Source organism: Synechococcus sp. Nb3U1 (assembly GCF_021533835.1).
Taxonomy (GTDB): domain Bacteria; phylum Cyanobacteriota; class Cyanobacteriia; order Thermostichales; family Thermostichaceae; genus Thermostichus.
Window position 1 is genome coordinate 1,115,943 of the sequence record NZ_JAKFYQ010000001.1, and the last position, 15,675, is coordinate 1,131,617.

Here is a 15,675-nt window from a genome sequence, read left to right on the forward strand (position 1 = left end):
ACCGAGACTGTAAGAGAGCGAAACTTTTGCAAACGAAGCGTCGTCTATCCTGGAGATGTTTGCGTTCTTGAGGATCGGGCTTATGTATGCGGAACAACCGAAATGGCTCTCCACCACCCAGATGAAACGCCGTCAATTTGTGGTGGCCAGCGTTACTGCTGGGTTTGCCTTGGCAGTACAGCCGATCTCCGCCCAAACCCTCACCACCGATAGCGAAGGGTTAGAAGCTGGCCCCGTCACCATTCCCACCCCCAACGGTGAGATCCCTGGCTATCGTGCCAAGCCGATGGGATCCGGTCTTTTCCGGCTGGTTTTGGTGGTGCAAGAGATCTTTGGTGTTCACGAGCACATTCAAGATATCTGCCGCCGCTTTGCCAAATTGGGTTATGTGGCGGTGGCCCCTGAGCTGTTTTACCGGCAGGGGGATGTGTCTCAGTTGCAGAGCTTTGAAGAGATCCGCGCCATTGTCTCGCAAGTGCCGGATGCTCAGGTGATGGCGGACTTGGATGCTGCGATGGATTGGGCAATTGGCAATGCTGCTGCCGATCCTGAGCGAGTGGGCATTACGGGCTTCTGCTGGGGCGGGCGAATCACCTGGTTGTATGCGGCTCATCAGCCCAACTTGAAGGCAGGTGTGGCCTGGTATGGCCGTTTGGTGGGAGAGTCTACACCCTTGACCCCAACGCATCCGGTGGATGTGGCGGCCAATCTGAACGCACCCGTGTTGGGCTTGTACGGCGGGGAAGATACCGGCATTCCGTTGGAAACAGTGGAACAAATGAAATCAGCCTTGGAAGCTGCCGGGGATCCCTCGCAATTTGTCATCTACCCAGATGCCCCGCATGCCTTTTTCGCCGATTATCGCCCCAGTTACCGGCCAGAAGCAGCAAGCGATGCTTGGGAAAGGCTACAAGCTTGGTTCCAGGAACACGGGGTGGTGTAAGGATCTTGACGGAAACTGATCTGGATCTGGTCAAGATTTAGCTTTGCAAGGTCTGGAGATTGGGGCAAGCTGGTATATAACTTACTTCGGGCCAGGTCATGATTGGGTGCTGTAGGGGTTAACCCATCCAGAACAATGGATTGGGTTCCCCATGCAAGCAAGATCTGGCTTAGGTATCCCTTCGCCCTCTTGGGGAACCAGCATGAAAGCCTATGAATTTTTGACCCATACCGGCGTGGATGGTCAGATCATTTTGCCGCTAGAGGCCCAGGAACAGTTGCCCAAAAATCGGATTGTGCGGGTGCTGGTGCTGGTGGATGATCTGGAGTCTGGCCCGATGGATCCGACGGATCCCTTTCGGCGCAAATTAACGGAACCGCAGGAACAACTGGACAAGGATTCCTTGTGGCTTGAGTCCCCCACCCTTCCCTACGATGGCATTTGAGGCAGATTATCCCCCGATCCCAACAACTGCTTGGCCCGCTGCACAAAAACCTCTACCGTCAAGCCGTTGAAACCCATCAACTCAGTTGGTGTGGCGGTGGTTTCCCCCCGTTTCCAGCTCAAGAAATCCCGTGGGCCAGCGTAGCGCAACATCAGCGGCTCCAACATCAAACTGGCACCCCCCGTCACCCCAATCAAGGCATCCCCCGCCAACAGATCCCGAAACTCTGTATCCGCTAGAAACGTTCCATCCGGTTGGGCACAGGTGAACCAAGCCACATCCTCAGGGCGATACAAACGGCGCGGGTTGACCACCGACACAATTCGGGATCCGATCCCTTGAACGTTCAGCTGCTCAGCCGCCTCAAACACGGGTAGCAGGATCATATCCCCCACCACTGCAAAGACCACGGTTTTGGATCCGGGGAGTTCCTGGAGTAGGGTGCAGCCCTGTTCCACCGCTTGGCGAGCTTGTTCTAGGGTGGTGCGGATGGGTAGAGGTGTTTTGCTGGCGATGATCGGGATCCCTTTGTTGAAGGTGCCCAATGCCCACTCGTAGGCGGCTTGCGTACAGTTGGCATCCGGTGGAAAAAGCGGGAAAACATTGCCGTTGCGCATCATGGCCGCCAGGTAAGCCTCAATTTCTGGCCGTTGGTGGGTCCAGCCGTTGCGCCCCTGTTCCAAAGCCCCGGCGGTGTAGAGGGCAATCAGAGAAGGGGTGGGTCGGCGCAATTCCGCCATCGCCTGGGTCACCGTCTGCCAGATGGGCAGGCCGTTGATGGCAAAGGATTCATAGGAACACCACAAGGCCCGCCCGCCGAAAAGCGCTAGGCCCGCCGTCAGCCCAGCACAGGCATCTTCGCTGAGAGGTTCATAGACCTGTCCGTGGGGCTGCTGGTTGTAGAGGGGATCCACGGTGGGGTGAATCACCTTCAGGCCCTGGTTGATGTTGGCGATACCGGAAGCCTCGTTACCATCGGCATTGGCCACCAGAAAAGTGGGATCCTTTTGTCCCACCTGCACCACCATTGCGCCCATAGCCGTGGTAGAAACCTGTTTATCCCCCAGGGGAAACTCCGTTAGGGTTAGGGATCCCAACTCCGGCAGCAGACGGATGGATTCGGTTACCACCACTTGGGCGGCAGGGCCACCGGCGGCCCGTTCACAATTTTGCCGCACCAAGGCCCAGGCCGCCGGAGCCAAGGCGCGCGCTCGCAGAGCCGCAACGATATCGGGGTTGTCCAGGGTGTGGTGGCCGTAGAGGTTGTGGGATTTGGAGCCTTTGGCATGTACACCGGATCCCTTCAGTTGCTTGAGAATGAAAACCGTCAGTTGACCTGCCATCGCCGCTTGGCTGGCCCGCTCCATTTCAGTGAGTACCCTCTGGGCAAAGCCGATCCGCCCCTCCCAGGAAAACTGGGTGCTATCCACGTAAGGGCCGGGCTGCCCGGCATCATCAAAGTCTTTGGCATCTACCAGCACCACTTCCTCAAAACCATTGCCCCGCCAGTACTCGGTCATTTGGGTATTGCTAGCGGTGGAAACCATGCTGTGGTGCTCTTGACTATAGCCATTCCAAACCAGTACGGGCAAAAAGTTGGTGCGCTGGGGAAACGCGGTGTGAAAATGACTCAGGGAGCTCATCACATAAGGCTCCCCCAATCCACCATCTCCAATGGTCACCGGAAAGAGGCGATCCGGGTACAGTAAGGCTCCTGCCATGGCAAAATGTTGCCCCTGACCCAATGGCCCTGCTGGAGCCAGCAGGCCGGGAATATAGCCGGACAGGTGCCCTAGCAACCCCTCCCGTTCCCGAAAGCGGGCCCGCAAATCTGCGACGGTGTGAATGCCCATCCCCGCCAGGGATCCATCCAAAAACATGGCGGCATAAAACCCCGGTGCATGATGACCAACTTCGGTGGGGATATTCTTATGGCCCAAATACACCAGAGCCGCATAGGCTTCCGCTTGGCTAGCAAACCCACCTGGATGCCCTGAGGCTTTGCTAGCGGTCATTTGTAGGATCAGGTAGCGTAGCGCATCGGCATAGAGCAACGTTTGATAGGCCGCCACTCGACTACCGGGATCCGTCAGCTTGCCTGTATCGATATCGACCGCAGGGGTATGGCCCAATAGGTCAAACTCTGGCCAGGGATCCCCAAAATACTGGATCCCATCACAAAAGGCCGGGATCTGAGTAGTTGCATCCTGAGCCAGTGTCATCAGCGCAGCCTCGCTTTACTCGCGTGAATTTCCTCCTCACTGTAAACCTGATTGCGCCAGTCGTGAGAAGCTGAAGATTCCTACTGCCCTACTGGGAAAGGGATCCCGTTTTTCCCTTACCTTCTCTACATGACATGTCTCTTTCTCCTCATCTGGCGGTGTTCCTGGCCAGCCAGCCCCATCCTCCAGAAGTCTATACTCCCTCTACGGTTGCTGAACTGGCTCAGCTCCTCAAAGAACACCTAGAAAGCCACTCGGGACAAACCCTGTTGGTGGCTGGGAACGGCAGCAAGTTGAGTTGGGGCAATCCGACGGGATCCGACGTTCGGCTCGTTAGTACGCGGCAGTTGAATCGCTTAATTGACCATGCGGCTGCTGATCTCACCGTCACGGCGGAGGCGGGTATGACCCTGGTGGAATTACAGCAGATCTTGGCGGAAAAAGGGCAATGGTGGCCAGTAGATCCCCTTTATCCAGACTGGGCCACGTTGGGTGGGATCATCGCCACAGCCGATACAGGTTCTCTGCGGCAACGCTACGGCGGGATCCGAGATTTAATTTTGGGGATCACCTTCGTGCGCGCGGATGGGGCAGTGGCCAAAGCCGGCGGACGGGTGGTGAAAAATGTGGCGGGGTACGACCTGATGAAGCTGTTCACCGGATCCCTGGGCAGTTTAGGCATTTTGACCCAGGTGAGCTTGCGGCTTTATCCTCTTCCCGCCGCCCAGGGTTGCCTAAAAGGGACGGGATCCCTGATGGATTTGGAGGGGTTGTGTCAGCAGCTTTTGCAAGCCAAGATTAGCCCAGTTGGGTTGGATCTGAGACTGGATGGGGGTAAACCGGATGTGGTGCTCCTCTTTCATGGTTCCAAGCGGGTGATCGCCGAGCAGATGGCCCAAACCCGAGCCTTGGGTGAGGCCCTGCATTGGCAAGACGAGATAATAACCGAGATAACGACAATGCCAACTGAGGCGGGGCAAGCCCTGACAACTTTGCTGCCCAGTTCAATCCGTTCAGAAACAGTGCTGGTGAAATTCGGATGCTTGCCCAACCAGAGCCTTGGGGTTTTGCAGCAGTTTCAAACCCTTTTCCCCGGCTGTTGGGTACAACTACATCGGGGCTGTGGCCTAGGGCGAGCTTGCTTAGCCAATCCAGACAGGGGATCCCTGGAACAACTGCGGCAGCACTTAAAGCCTGTGGGCGGTTTTCTAAGCCTGCTGGAAGCTCCACCAACCTTGAAAGCAGCCCTTGCCCAAGACTTTGGCCCCGCCGGGATCCTGATGGACAAACTTCGTCAGCAATTTGACCCCGCCCGTATTTTCGGCTCTAGCCCAATCTAGCCGCTAGCTAAACCCTACAAAGCTCCAAAGCGAGCAGGTAACGGGATCCCAAGCATCCCCAGCAATTTTTGCGCTGCATCCTGCCCCGACAGCCAGGCTCCTTCTATGCGGCTCCCCGCACACCAATCCCCCGCACACACCAGCGGCAACCCTCCCGAAGCAGCATCCGAATAGCAGGGAATGCGGGTTCCCAAGCTGGCCAGGCCCATGGTTTCGATGGGTAGAGAGTAGCGCCAGCGGTGCACCTGCATCCACTCCGGCGTGGCTAACTCAGGTTGAACCCGTTTAGCGGCATGCGCTAACAATTCTCGCCCTGCTTGATCCAGCTCAGATGGGGTGGCATCCACGTGTAAAGACGACCACTCCGGCCCTCCCTGCGCCACTATCACTGGCGGCATCGATTCTGAGCGTTTGCTGCTATCCAACCCTAGCCAGACCAGCAGGGGATCCTCCAGACATTTAATTCCTTTCCAGTTGGGCAGCGGCATTCCTTCCCCATAGCCGGCCAACACCGCGATACAGGGCAAATATTCAGCGGATTCCAGCAAGGGCAGCAGATTGCTAGCGGGGGGGATGGCCTCTTGCAGCAGGGGTAGCATCTGGGGGGCTGGGATCGCCACCACCATCGATGCAGCTCGATAAACACTGCCATTATCCGTGTGAACCTGCCAGGTTTTTTCCAGCGGTTTCAGGCTGACCACACGAGTTTGCCGCAGCACCTGTAGCGAGGTTGCCATGTGCTTGGCCAGAGCCGACATTCCCTCTGGGCAGATGTAGCGCGGTTTTTGCTCATTGGGATCTTCTGGGTGCAGCCCGTCTGAATCCAGAAGATGCAGCGAGCGTGTCCATTCTGTCAGTAGCCCCAGGCTTAGCAGCTCTTTCACCCAGCGGTTGAACCCATCGGAATCAGCAGTCAGGTATTGCGCTCCATGATCCACCGGCACCGTTTGTCCGGCATGTTCAACCCGGCGCGTGGCCATGCGGCCACCCAAACCGGCAGATTTCTCTAGCACCAAGACCTGCAACCCTGCCCGCAACAGTTGCCTGGCACAAACCAAACCGGCTACCCCGGCCCCGATCACGATCACATCAGCAGACTGTAGGTTGGTCGCGTCAGCCTGCGTTACTGCTGCTTGAGTCTCTTCATCCGACATACTGAGCCTACTGCTTGTAACCGGATCTGCACTTTCAGTTGCCTCGCCAGCGCATGGGATCCCAGTGACCCTCCGCGTCGTGAATAGCATGCTACAGCCTTTTCCAGCGTTATCTGACACAGCAGATTCAGGTCAATCCCTTGTTCCAGAGTTTTTTTACCTAGCTCAAGGGCCTGCGTGAAGTCGGAAAAAGCTGTAATGGGTGCGAAGCACAATCACAATTCTACCGACCCAGATGTGACAGCATGGACATCCAATCAACATCCATCCAATGGATTCCAATGAATATGGATTCCAATGAATGATGAATAAGGAAGCACCCGTGAAACGAATGGGGATCCTCCTGTGGGCAGTGCTGGGGTTGAGCGGATCGCCGCTGTACTCGGAGAGCGCTGGCAGTCGGAAGCCCCGCCAGTCGCGATTCAGTCCGAGATCCGAGGCTCCAAATTGCACATTCAGTTTTTGCCCGCCCTTGCCCCCGGCACTACAGTTACATTAAAACTACGCCCCATTTTCACTCCCACTACTTCAGGGGCTTACCTGTATGGGATCACCGCTTTGGCCAGGGATAGCCAGCCCTATCTCCATTTTCTTGGTTATGGTCGAGTAGTGTTCACGGATGGGGGCCATGGAGGGCGCCAGCGCTTTTGGCCTCTACACCGTTGAAGGATTGCCTGAAGATGGCAATTCTTCATTCAGAGCAACATCTAAAGTAAAATCAGCCCTAGTTTGATCCCGGCGGTGACGGCTTCGGTGCGACTGGTGGCCCCCAGTTTATTGAACAGAGAGGTGATGTGAAATTTGACGGTGTGCTCGGAAATATGTAGTTGCTTGGCGATGGTTTTGTTGCCGGATCCTTCTGCTAGCAGGGTTAGAACCTCGATCTCGCGCGGAGTGAGTTGAGGGGGAGTTTCCCCTAAAGCAGAGTTTCCGGCAGAGGTCAGAGAGAGGGCGACAGACCAGCGCAGATGATCTGGATGAATAACCCACAAACCTGCTACTGCTGCCTGAACCGCCTGCCGGATCTCTTCCGCAGTGGCTTCACGAGTTAGCAATGCCCGCCCCTGTGCCAATTCCCCCCAAAACAAGGGATCCCCGCTGGCGGAGAGGATCACCCAGGCTAGGTTTTTGTCCTCCAACCAGAGAGAAGCCTCGGGAATGGGATCCAACTCATTCCACTCCAGGACAACCGCATCTGGCTCTAGCGCCTCAATTTGCGCGGTTAATTCCGGAATCCGGGTTTGCCCCACCACTCGGAGGGGATCCCGATCCAGCAGCGATACCAACCCCAGACGGGATATTGTGCTGGAGGCCACCACCAACACAAAAATGGGATCCGGAACAGGATCCCGCATATCTGGCTCAGGTTCGTTTAGGCTTCGCCCCAAGGCCGTTCTCCCACCACTAAGCTCACTTCCAGCAAAGCCCCCGCCCGAATTACCCGCAGGTTCACCGTTTGCCCAATCCGCTCCGGCCCCAGCAAGGCCAGCACCTCGTAGGTATCCGTAACTGGAACTCCCTCCAGCGCCACCAACACATCCCCGATCAACAACCCCGCCTGTTCTGCTGGGCCTCCGGGTTCTAGGCTAATCAAAATCACCCCAGAGGCCGCCGACACCTGTAAAGACTGGCGCAGAGCTTCCGGTAGCCGTACCGATTGCATCCCGACTCCTAGGTAGCCACGGCTGATGCGCCCTTTCTCCAACAGCTGGCTGGCCACCCGTTGAACGGTGTCGGCGGGCAGAGTGAAGTCCAATTTGCGGCCCAAACGGGCAGTATTCATACCGATCCAATTCCCCATGGGATCCAACAATGGCCCCCCAGAAAACCCAGGGTAAAGACGGATATCGGGGCGAATCACCCGCTCAAGGCGAGGGCCACGACGGGTTGGCCAGCCTTCTAGGAGGGATCCCACCACCCCCAAACTGGCGGATACCCCTTTTTCTCCCAGACGGGCCAGAGCAATCGCCAGGGATCCCACCCTTAGGTTCTCCAGATTTGCCACCGGCAGAGGCGAGATGGCATGACCCGATTCCAGTTTCAGCAGAGCCAAATCCGTCCCCGGATCCCGACCGACTAGACGTGCTGTAGAGGTTTGCCCGCTGGCCAGCCGCACCGGGATCTCTTCTTCCCGCTCCAGGGTATGTTGCGCGGTTAACACAAGATCCGACTGCCAGTGGATCCCTGAAGAGGGAAAGTGATAGCGACCCAAGACAGAGACGACTGCGCCAGAGGCCTGCTGCACCACATCAGCCAGAATCTCGGAAAAACCAACCAGAGGATTCGCAGAATCCATAGGAGCACCTCAAGGGGAAACGCTATCCCCAGCATGAGGCCTGAATAGGTGGGATCCCTTCGCCCAAAGGAGGAGCTCCATCCCTGGAAAAAGGGTTAGGGAGTTACCCAAAAACTCTTGGTTACAGCCTTTTCCAGCGATACAGACTACAGCCGATGCAGGCCAACCCTTTGTCTGATTCTTCTTGACCTTGTGTCGTCCATAAAGTCGGAAAAGGCTGTAGCTTCAATCTAGCCCGCAGAAACTGGACTTTGTGGAACTCCAGGTTGACGCAAACAAGGATTAAGATGATCGAATGTTAAGTACTGTCGATATATAGAAGCCAATCAACTTATCTGCAAAAGATTCCCTATGTCGACAGTACCTAGCCTTACAAAGCTTTCAGTATTTTTACTGAAGCCCGAAAATACGAAGACCTCGTAAACTAATCAAAAGCTTCTTAGTTTTACACCTTAACTCTACAAGAGCAATCTCTAGATGTGGCCCTTGCGCAAGTTTTTTGCCGCAGGGTTCAAGATTCTATTGGCCAGTGAAGGGAAGGTTTCGGAATATGCTTTGGGTCGCACTGGAAAGGGTATTGCACCTGGCAATTGATGGGATTGAAGTGCCCTGCAGACCTTTGGGAAACATTAGGGAGCGGGAAGCTCAGGCTACTTCCATCAAGTTTTTTTAAGGAGAGCAATACCATGCAGAGAATCGAAGACAGCCTAGTCCAGGCTTTAGCCATCGATGGAGCTTTGGGAGTGGCTTTGGGCGACTGGAAAAGTGGAATGTGCCTGGGATTTAAGGGTACCAACAGTCCCGCTTTTCCCGAAGCCAACTTGGAACTGGCTGTAGCGGGTAATACGGAAGTGATCCGCGCCAAGATGCGCGTTGCGGAATCTCTCAAGTTCAACGATGAAATTGAAGAGATATTAATTATTCTGGGGACTCAGTATCATTTGATGCGTCTCATTAAAACTGTAAACGGATTGTTTTTCTACCTGGCTTTGGATCGGGCGAAGAGCAACCTGGCCCTCGCCCGGCTCAAGCTGAACCAACTTGAGGCCGAATTAAAAATCTGAATCTTCCTGAATGTTCTGATCTGAACAGATCCCTCCTGGGATCCCTATCAGGACACAGGTCTGAGATCAAACCAAGATCAACGATCAAAACGATCAACAAGATCTCAAGATCTAGGATCTAGAGAGAGACCAGACAGCCAAAGTGCGGAACCGGGGACTTGAACCCCGAAGGTATTGCTACCACTAGAACCTGAATCTAGCGCGTCTACCATTCCGCCAGTTCCGCGGCGATCTACAAGTCTGCCGAAGAAAAGGGATCCCTGTCAAGGCCTAGATTGGGGTTGGCAGATTGGGTGGGATCCCTCCAGCGGCTACATCTGTGCTGAAGCATTTGTGCTAGGCTCTGCTGCGCATCGTCAAAACCCAGAACTCACTTTGGCTGCTTTTACCTTTACCTGTGAGGGCACCTGCCCCCATACCCAGGCTCGTGCTGGATACTTCACCACCCCCCATGGCGGGATCCCGACCCCTTGCTTTATGCCGGTGGGTACTCTAGCCAACGTGAAAACTCTTACTCCTGCTCAACTGAAAGAAACCGGCGCTCACATCATCCTCAGCAATACTTATCACCTGCACCTTCAACCGGGGGAAAGCATCATCCAAGAGGCCGGGGGGCTGCACCGTTTCATGGGCTGGTCGGGCCCCATCCTCACGGATTCTGGGGGCTTTCAGGTGTTCAGCCTCAGCGATATGCGCCAGATCGACGATCAGGGGGTGACCTTTCGCTCCCCTCACGACGGCCGTACCATCCACTTCACGCCGGAGCTCTCGATTCAGATTCAAAATGCCCTCGGCGCGGATGTGATCATGGCCTTTGACGAGTGCCCCCCCTACCCCGCCAGTGCCGATGCTGTGGAACAAGCCGTATCTCGTACCACCCAATGGTTAAAGCGCTGTGTAGAAGCCCATCATCGTCCCGATCAGGCTCTCTTTGGCATCGCCCAAGGGGGCGTTTATCCCGAGTTGCGCCGCCGCTGTGCCGAAGCGATTCGCCAGTTGGATCTGCCCGGCTATGCCATTGGGGGTGTCAGTGTCGGAGAGCCTCCCGAGCTCATCCAGGCGATCGTGCGCCAGACTGCCCCCCATTTGCCAGCGGATCGACCGCGCTACCTGATGGGGGTGGGCACCTATGAAGAGATCCGCTCGGCGGTGGCATCTGGGGTGGATTTGTTCGACTGCGTGATCCCCACCCGCTATGCCCGACATGGCACCGTCATCAGCCGCGGCAACCGCTGGAATATCAAAAATGCCGAACATCGCCGCAGCCTAGAGCCGATTGACCGTGAGTGTAATTGTTATACTTGCCAGCACTTCAGCCGTGCCTATCTCTGCCATCTGATTCGGGCACAGGAGCTCCTGGGTTACACCCTACTTTCGATTCACAATGTGTCGGAGCTGATGAACTATACCCGCAAAATGAGAGTGGCAATTCTGGAGGGACAATTTCACGAGCACTGGGATCCCTGGATCTGAACCTATTTAGGGTTGGTGCTCCGCATCACTGTCGCGACTGGGCTTAGCCGGGGCAGAGACGGTCGAAGAAACCGCCGCTTTGGGAGGTGTGGGCAGAGGATCGCAGGAAAAGTGCTCCAACCCGAAACAGTAGCCGACGCTGCGTACCGTCTGGATCAGGTTGGGCTGGCGGGGATCCCGTTCTAGTTTTTTGCGCAGCGAGAGGATGTGGGTATCAACGGTGCGGGGGTTATCTGTAGAATCCGGCCAGGCTCGCTCTAGCAGCTCTAGGCGAGAAACGGGATCCCCATTGGCCTGAGCCAGCACCATCAACAAACTAAATTCCTGGGGGGTGAGGTCGATCCCTTCGCCAGCCAGGGTAACGCGCCGCTGGACTAAGTCGATTTTCAGCTCCCCATACTGCAAAAAAGTGGGGGGCACACTGCGACGGAAACGACGGGCCAGGGCCTGAATGTGGGCATCCAGCAGTTGCATACTGAGGGGCTTGGTCAGGTAATCGTCTGCCCCCGCTTCCAGCCCGGCGATGATATCCGCTTCGGATCCCCGTTGGGAGAGCAACAGAATCAGCAGATCACAGTGGCGCTGAGCCCAGTGACACAGTTGCAACCCGGCCCGGTTGGATAGCTCTGCATCCAAAATCATCAGGTGAATGAGTTGCTGTTGCAGTAGAGTCTTCGCTTGGCGGATCGTATCCGCCTCACAAACCTGATGCCCCGCCTGTTGTAGATGCCAACACAGCAAGCTGCGCAGGTGAGGGTTGCCTTCTGCCAGCAAGATTTGTAGGTGTTGCATGGCCGTCCTCAATGGGGAAAAAGGAGAAAATTGGCTGACCAAGAACACGATGAAAACGCCCACTTTGGACGAAAATAGCCCTATACACCTCCGCAAGAACTTTCCCTGGCTACCCATTTGCATCCTGCCCACATCATAGACAGCCCCCCGGCCGCGGGCAATGCTGGTAAAGTGGAGTGCCCGTTCGCTAAACCCCATGACCGATTCGCCTTCTTCTATTTCCGAGCGCAAGCAGGATCATCTGGACATTGTTCTACAGCAGGATGTTTCCGCCAAAGGGATCCGCACCGGGTTTGAACGGTTTTTTTTCGAGCATGTGGCTCTGCCGGAGCTGCACCTGGATCACATCGACTTGAGCAGCGAGTTCTTGGGCAAACGGTTACAAGCGCCCCTTTTGATTAGCAGCATGACCGGAGGAACCGGCTCCGCTCATGAGATCAATGTGCATCTGGCCGCTGCCGCCCAACACTTGGGGATTGCCATGGGGGTGGGATCCCAGCGGGCCGCCCTAGAACACCCGGAATTGGCCTGGACTTACCATGTGCGCAAGGTGGCCCCGGATATTCTCTTGCTGGCCAATCTAGGGGCCGTGCAGCTCAACTATGGCTATGGGTTGGAGCAGGCTCGTCGGGCGGTGGAGATGATCGAGGCGGATGGGCTGATCCTGCACCTGAATCCTTTACAAGAGGCTGTGCAGCCCCACGGGGATTCCGATTGGCGTGGATTGTATGGTCGCATCGAGCAGTTGGTAGCCCAGTTGCCGGTGCCGGTGATCGTTAAGGAAGTGGGCAATGGTCTGAGCGTAAGGGTTGCTCGGCATTTAGCAGAGTGTGGAGTCGCCGTTTTGGACGTAGCCGGAGCGGGTGGCACCAGTTGGAGCGAAGTGGAGGCCCATCGGCAACCGGATCTGATGAGAAAACGCATCGCCCAAGCCTTCGTGGGTTGGGGGATCCCGACCGCTTTATCGCTGCTGGAGATTCGTTGTCAGTTGCCCCATTTGCCCTTGGTGGCTAGCGGTGGGATCCGCAACGGCATTGAGGTGGCCAAAGCCATCCGGTTGGGAGCCAATCTGGTGGGGATGGCGGCTCCGGCTCTCCAGGCGGTCTGTGGGGCACAAGAGCAAGCGGTGGTGGAGACTTTTGGAGCGGTGATTGAGGAGTTACGCATTGCCGCCTTTTGTACGGGATCCGCCAACTTGGCCCAGCTCAAGCAAGCCCCTCTGCGCCGTCAGGATACTTGGGATCCCTTGCCTTAATGGGTGGGGAGTTGGTCTCTGCCCTCATATCCCGAGCACCTGCCATAAACTGACAGTCAGTACCAAGGCCCCCAGATGGGAGAGCCACTGCCAGCCTTGCCGGGCTATTTTTTGGATCAACACCCAGGAGAGCACGAGGGCCACAATCAGCGTGGATCCCTGCAAAAAGTCGATCACCGCCGGATGGGCTGTCCAAGTCGGTAGGGTGGATCCCGTCTGGCCAAAGGTTGCCCAAGTTACCGGCAAAATCTGCCCGGCCTCCGTCAAGAAGAGGGGCCAATAAAAGGCCAAGGTTCCTCCCAGCACCAGGGGCAAATAGCCGTAGATCATCTCCGCAAACCCCCGCTGCCCTTTCCCTTTCCTCATCCCCTGCTGTAGCCAAGTCAATCCATAGGCCAAAACCGGGACAACGCTAGGGATCCCGAGCGCCAACAGAGCCGCTGCCAGATGAGGCCAAAACCCCTGCAAATCCCAGCTCAACCCCCACACCTGCTCAATCCAGGCCAGCACCTGCGGCAAACAATGGAGGTAGATCCCCCCCAGCAGCAGCAATAGCAATGCCACCTCATGGGGGCGCGGGGTATGGGTGGTCCACAGTTCAATCCCCGGCGGGCGCAGGTTGAACTCCACCGAGCGGTGCGGGCAAGCTTTCAAACAGGTCATGCACAGCACACAGTCTTTGTTATCCTGCAGTTGCGCTGGATGGGAGTAGAGGGGGCAGCCCCCGGTTTCCAGGCCTTCCCCTTTTTGTGGCCCACCCTTGTAGCACTGGTAAGTGGTGCATTCCGCCGAACAGGTACCCTGCTGCGCCCGCAGTTCTGTTATTGAGAGTTTGGCGTAAAGGCCGTTCATGCCTCCAATCGGGCAAAGATAGCGACACCAAAAGCGCCGCTCAAACAACAGCGAGCACACCACTGCCCCGCCCGTAATCAGCAACAGCAACCACGCCGAGAGATAGGCCGTATTGGGCAGATCCCAAATTTCTTCCCACAAAAAAATCAGGGCAAACCCGGCAAACAAGACCCATCCGCCCCATCGCTCCGCCGATTGTCGGGGCCATTTCCCCAGTTGCCGTGGCCACAGCCACAACGACAGCTTCTGCACCAATTCCCCGTAGATCATGAAGGGGCACACGGCACACCACACCCGCCCCAAAACCGGGAACACCAGCAGCACCAGCGGCCACCACCAAGCCCAAAATAAATTCAACCCAACGTTGTGAGCCCGATCCTGGGGGCCCCAAAACAGCAGAAACACCACCAGCGTATAAGTAGGCAGCACCAGGCCATAGTTGAGGCGATCCGTCCACCAAGGGCTGCGCAAAAACTTTCGCAGGCTCGGATAGGCATTGAGGAGGTTGAGGCGAAACTGTTTGCCGCGAGGTTGAGGGGCCCAAAACACCTCTTCGTTCAGCACCGGCGCCCCTGCCGCCTGTACCACTGCCCGTTCGATTAAGTTACGCAGTTCCCGCGAGTTGCCAGGGTAGTCGTAGCTTTGCAGGCGGCGCAAGGCTTCTGGGGCCAGGCTTGGTTTCGGGATCCCACGGCGGCGGGTATAAAGGCTGAGGAAATAGTCGGCCTTGGCTTTGATATCGGCTTTGCGTACCCGTAGCGGCGGCACCTTGATGGCGGTCACCCAGGGTTCTAGGGCAGGGATCACCCGTTCCGACACCATGAGAATCCGACAGCGATAGGGGCGGGGATCCAAAGCCGGTTCGCTCTCCCCCCGTTGTACCGGTGTGTAGGATCCCGTCTCCAGTAGCTTCAGGATCTTAGGCATCAGCTCAGCGGGCAGCTCTTGGATGTTATTCAGAAGTAGAGTGCCCTCTCCCAGCCACTCCAGCAATCCTGGTTTGCCCCCGGCCCGTCCAAACAGATCAGCGCCACTAGACTGCAAAGCGCTGCAATCCAGCTTGATCATAGGTTGGCGACGATAAGGGGATCCGAAGTGGATCAGGGCGGCAATATTGTCTTTTTCTAGGCCCGGTTCCCCAAAAATCAAAATCGGCTCGCGGCTGTGGGCGGCCTCCTTCACCTGCTGGCGCAACCGCACCGCGTACCGGCTGGGGCCGACGATGCCCCGCTCTACCTTCGGCACCAAATAGGGCCGCAAAGCCACCTGACGTTCTTGTTCGTAGGTGAGGCGAGCCGTCATCTGGGCCAGGGCTTCTGCCAATTCCTGGGCTTCCACTCGGTTAGACAGCCAGGTCGCCACCTGGGGATGCCCTGCTGCCCAGGCCCGCACCGCAGCAGCAGGGATCCAGCCCAAGCTCCCATTTGAGAGGGCGATCACACTCCGGGACAAGGGTTGCTCCGCCAGCACCTCTGCCAAACCGACAACGGATCCCGGTAACAGGCTCACCCGCGACAAGGGATCCCGTTCTTCCCGTCGCGTCAGCGGGACGGAGTCCATGCGCCCCTGGATCAAAATCTGGATCCCGTCTGGCACCGTTCCGGCTTCTGCCAAAGCCTGCCCCTGCTGAAAGGGGTGCTCCTGCATCTGTTCCGCCAGCGGATACAAACTCTCTAGCGACAGCGCTTGAAATAGGGTGTGATTTTTGAGCCACTGGGCACGCTCTGCGGGGGTCATCTGCGGTGCCTCTGCTGTTGAACATCCCGTTAGCTGCATTATCCCGCTCGTTTTGGGAAGGCTGCCGGGTTGTTGGGATCCTTTACCGAGGTCATTCTCAGT

13 protein-coding genes and 1 tRNA gene are annotated in these 15,675 nt (G+C 56.7%); 7 read left to right on the plus strand and 7 right to left on the minus strand.

Features of this window, described 5'->3' with window-relative positions; all coding sequences use genetic code 11:
• Positions 1 to 82 precede the first annotated feature (82 nt).
• Positions 83 to 943 (plus strand): dienelactone hydrolase family protein, encoded by an 861-nt coding sequence (locus L1047_RS05115; protein ID WP_235277800.1) that lies wholly within the window; start codon positions 83 to 85, stop codon positions 941 to 943.
• Positions 944 to 1,145: 202 nt separating this feature from the next.
• A complete protein-coding gene (locus L1047_RS05120) occupies positions 1,146 to 1,388 on the plus strand; it encodes a hypothetical protein (protein ID WP_235277801.1) in 243 nt (80 codons plus the stop codon).
• Here L1047_RS05120 and L1047_RS05125 read toward each other — a convergent pair.
• The gene (locus L1047_RS05125; RefSeq protein WP_235277802.1) at positions 1,373 to 3,610 is read right to left on the minus strand and encodes a phosphoketolase; all 2,238 of its coding nucleotides are present in this window, start codon (positions 3,608 to 3,610) and stop codon (positions 1,373 to 1,375) included. The genes L1047_RS05120 and L1047_RS05125 overlap by 16 nt on opposite strands.
• A gap of 134 nt (positions 3,611 to 3,744) precedes the next feature.
• On the opposite strand from L1047_RS05125, the gene L1047_RS05130 reads away from it, so the two are divergent.
• Positions 3,745 to 4,950 (plus strand): FAD-binding oxidoreductase, encoded by a 1,206-nt coding sequence (locus L1047_RS05130; protein ID WP_235277803.1) that lies wholly within the window; start codon positions 3,745 to 3,747, stop codon positions 4,948 to 4,950.
• A 14-nt stretch (positions 4,951 to 4,964) separates the two neighbouring features.
• On the opposite strand, the gene L1047_RS05135 is transcribed toward L1047_RS05130, so the two are convergent.
• Entirely contained in the window at positions 4,965 to 6,104 is a 1,140-nt protein-coding gene (locus L1047_RS05135; RefSeq protein ID WP_235277805.1) for an NAD(P)/FAD-dependent oxidoreductase, read from the minus strand.
• Between the two features lie 345 nt (positions 6,105 to 6,449).
• Here L1047_RS05135 and L1047_RS05140 point away from each other — a divergent pair, with 345 nt between their 5' ends.
• Positions 6,450 to 6,770: a DUF2808 domain-containing protein gene (locus L1047_RS05140; protein ID WP_235277806.1), complete on the plus strand. Its 321-nt coding sequence runs from the start codon at positions 6,450 to 6,452 to the stop codon at positions 6,768 to 6,770.
• Positions 6,771 to 6,811: 41 nt separating this feature from the next.
• Here L1047_RS05140 and L1047_RS05145 read toward each other — a convergent pair whose 3' ends face one another.
• A complete protein-coding gene (locus L1047_RS05145; protein ID WP_235277807.1) occupies positions 6,812 to 7,492 on the minus strand; it encodes a response regulator transcription factor in 681 nt (226 codons plus the stop codon).
• On the minus strand, positions 7,477 to 8,400 hold the full coding sequence (locus L1047_RS05150; protein WP_235277808.1) for a S1C family serine protease: 924 nt from the start codon (positions 8,398 to 8,400) through the stop codon (positions 7,477 to 7,479). The genes L1047_RS05145 and L1047_RS05150 overlap by 16 nt, the downstream gene beginning before the upstream one ends.
• A gap of 686 nt (positions 8,401 to 9,086) precedes the next feature.
• Between L1047_RS05150 and L1047_RS05155 the strand changes: the two genes are divergently transcribed.
• A complete protein-coding gene (locus L1047_RS05155) occupies positions 9,087 to 9,464 on the plus strand; it encodes a hypothetical protein (protein ID WP_235277809.1) in 378 nt (125 codons plus the stop codon).
• Between the two features lie 143 nt (positions 9,465 to 9,607).
• Here L1047_RS05155 and L1047_RS05160 read toward each other — a convergent pair.
• A tRNA-Leu gene (locus tag L1047_RS05160) sits at positions 9,608 to 9,690 on the minus strand.
• A 149-nt stretch (positions 9,691 to 9,839) separates the two neighbouring features.
• On the opposite strand from L1047_RS05160, the gene tgt reads away from it, so the two are divergent.
• Positions 9,840 to 10,937: a tRNA guanosine(34) transglycosylase Tgt gene (tgt, locus tag L1047_RS05165; protein WP_235278866.1), complete on the plus strand. Its 1,098-nt coding sequence runs from the start codon at positions 9,840 to 9,842 to the stop codon at positions 10,935 to 10,937.
• A 6-nt stretch (positions 10,938 to 10,943) separates the two neighbouring features.
• Here the strand turns inward: tgt and L1047_RS05170 are convergent, their stop codons facing one another.
• Entirely contained in the window at positions 10,944 to 11,729 is a 786-nt protein-coding gene (locus L1047_RS05170; RefSeq protein ID WP_235277810.1) for a response regulator transcription factor, read from the minus strand.
• Between the two features lie 196 nt (positions 11,730 to 11,925).
• On the opposite strand from L1047_RS05170, the gene fni reads away from it, so the two are divergent.
• Positions 11,926 to 12,984, plus strand: coding sequence for a type 2 isopentenyl-diphosphate Delta-isomerase (gene fni / locus L1047_RS05175; protein ID WP_235277811.1), 1,059 nt, complete (start codon positions 11,926 to 11,928; stop codon positions 12,982 to 12,984).
• Between the two features lie 24 nt (positions 12,985 to 13,008).
• On the opposite strand, the gene L1047_RS05180 is transcribed toward fni, so the two are convergent.
• The gene (locus tag L1047_RS05180; RefSeq protein WP_235277813.1) at positions 13,009 to 15,573 is read right to left on the minus strand and encodes a sigma 54-interacting transcriptional regulator; all 2,565 of its coding nucleotides are present in this window, start codon (positions 15,571 to 15,573) and stop codon (positions 13,009 to 13,011) included.
• Positions 15,574 to 15,675: the final 102 nt, after the last annotated feature.

Coding starts and splice junctions, on each gene's coding strand:
- L1047_RS05130 (WP_235277803.1), top strand. CDS start 3,745: ATGTCTCTTTCTCCTCATCTGGCGGTGTTCCTGGCCAGCCAGCCCCAT.
- L1047_RS05135 (WP_235277805.1), bottom strand. CDS start 6,104: ATGTCGGATGAAGAGACTCAAGCAGCAGTAACGCAGGCTGACGCGACC.
- L1047_RS05115 (WP_235277800.1), top strand. CDS start 83: ATGTATGCGGAACAACCGAAATGGCTCTCCACCACCCAGATGAAACGC.
- L1047_RS05125 (WP_235277802.1), bottom strand. CDS start 3,610: ATGACACTGGCTCAGGATGCAACTACTCAGATCCCGGCCTTTTGTGAT.
- L1047_RS05150 (WP_235277808.1), bottom strand. CDS start 8,400: ATGGATTCTGCGAATCCTCTGGTTGGTTTTTCCGAGATTCTGGCTGAT.
- L1047_RS05155 (WP_235277809.1), top strand. CDS start 9,087: ATGCAGAGAATCGAAGACAGCCTAGTCCAGGCTTTAGCCATCGATGGA.
- L1047_RS05180 (WP_235277813.1), bottom strand. CDS start 15,573: ATGACCCCCGCAGAGCGTGCCCAGTGGCTCAAAAATCACACCCTATTT.
- L1047_RS05120 (WP_235277801.1), top strand. CDS start 1,146: ATGAAAGCCTATGAATTTTTGACCCATACCGGCGTGGATGGTCAGATC.
- fni (WP_235277811.1), top strand. CDS start 11,926: ATGACCGATTCGCCTTCTTCTATTTCCGAGCGCAAGCAGGATCATCTG.
- L1047_RS05170 (WP_235277810.1), bottom strand. CDS start 11,729: ATGCAACACCTACAAATCTTGCTGGCAGAAGGCAACCCTCACCTGCGC.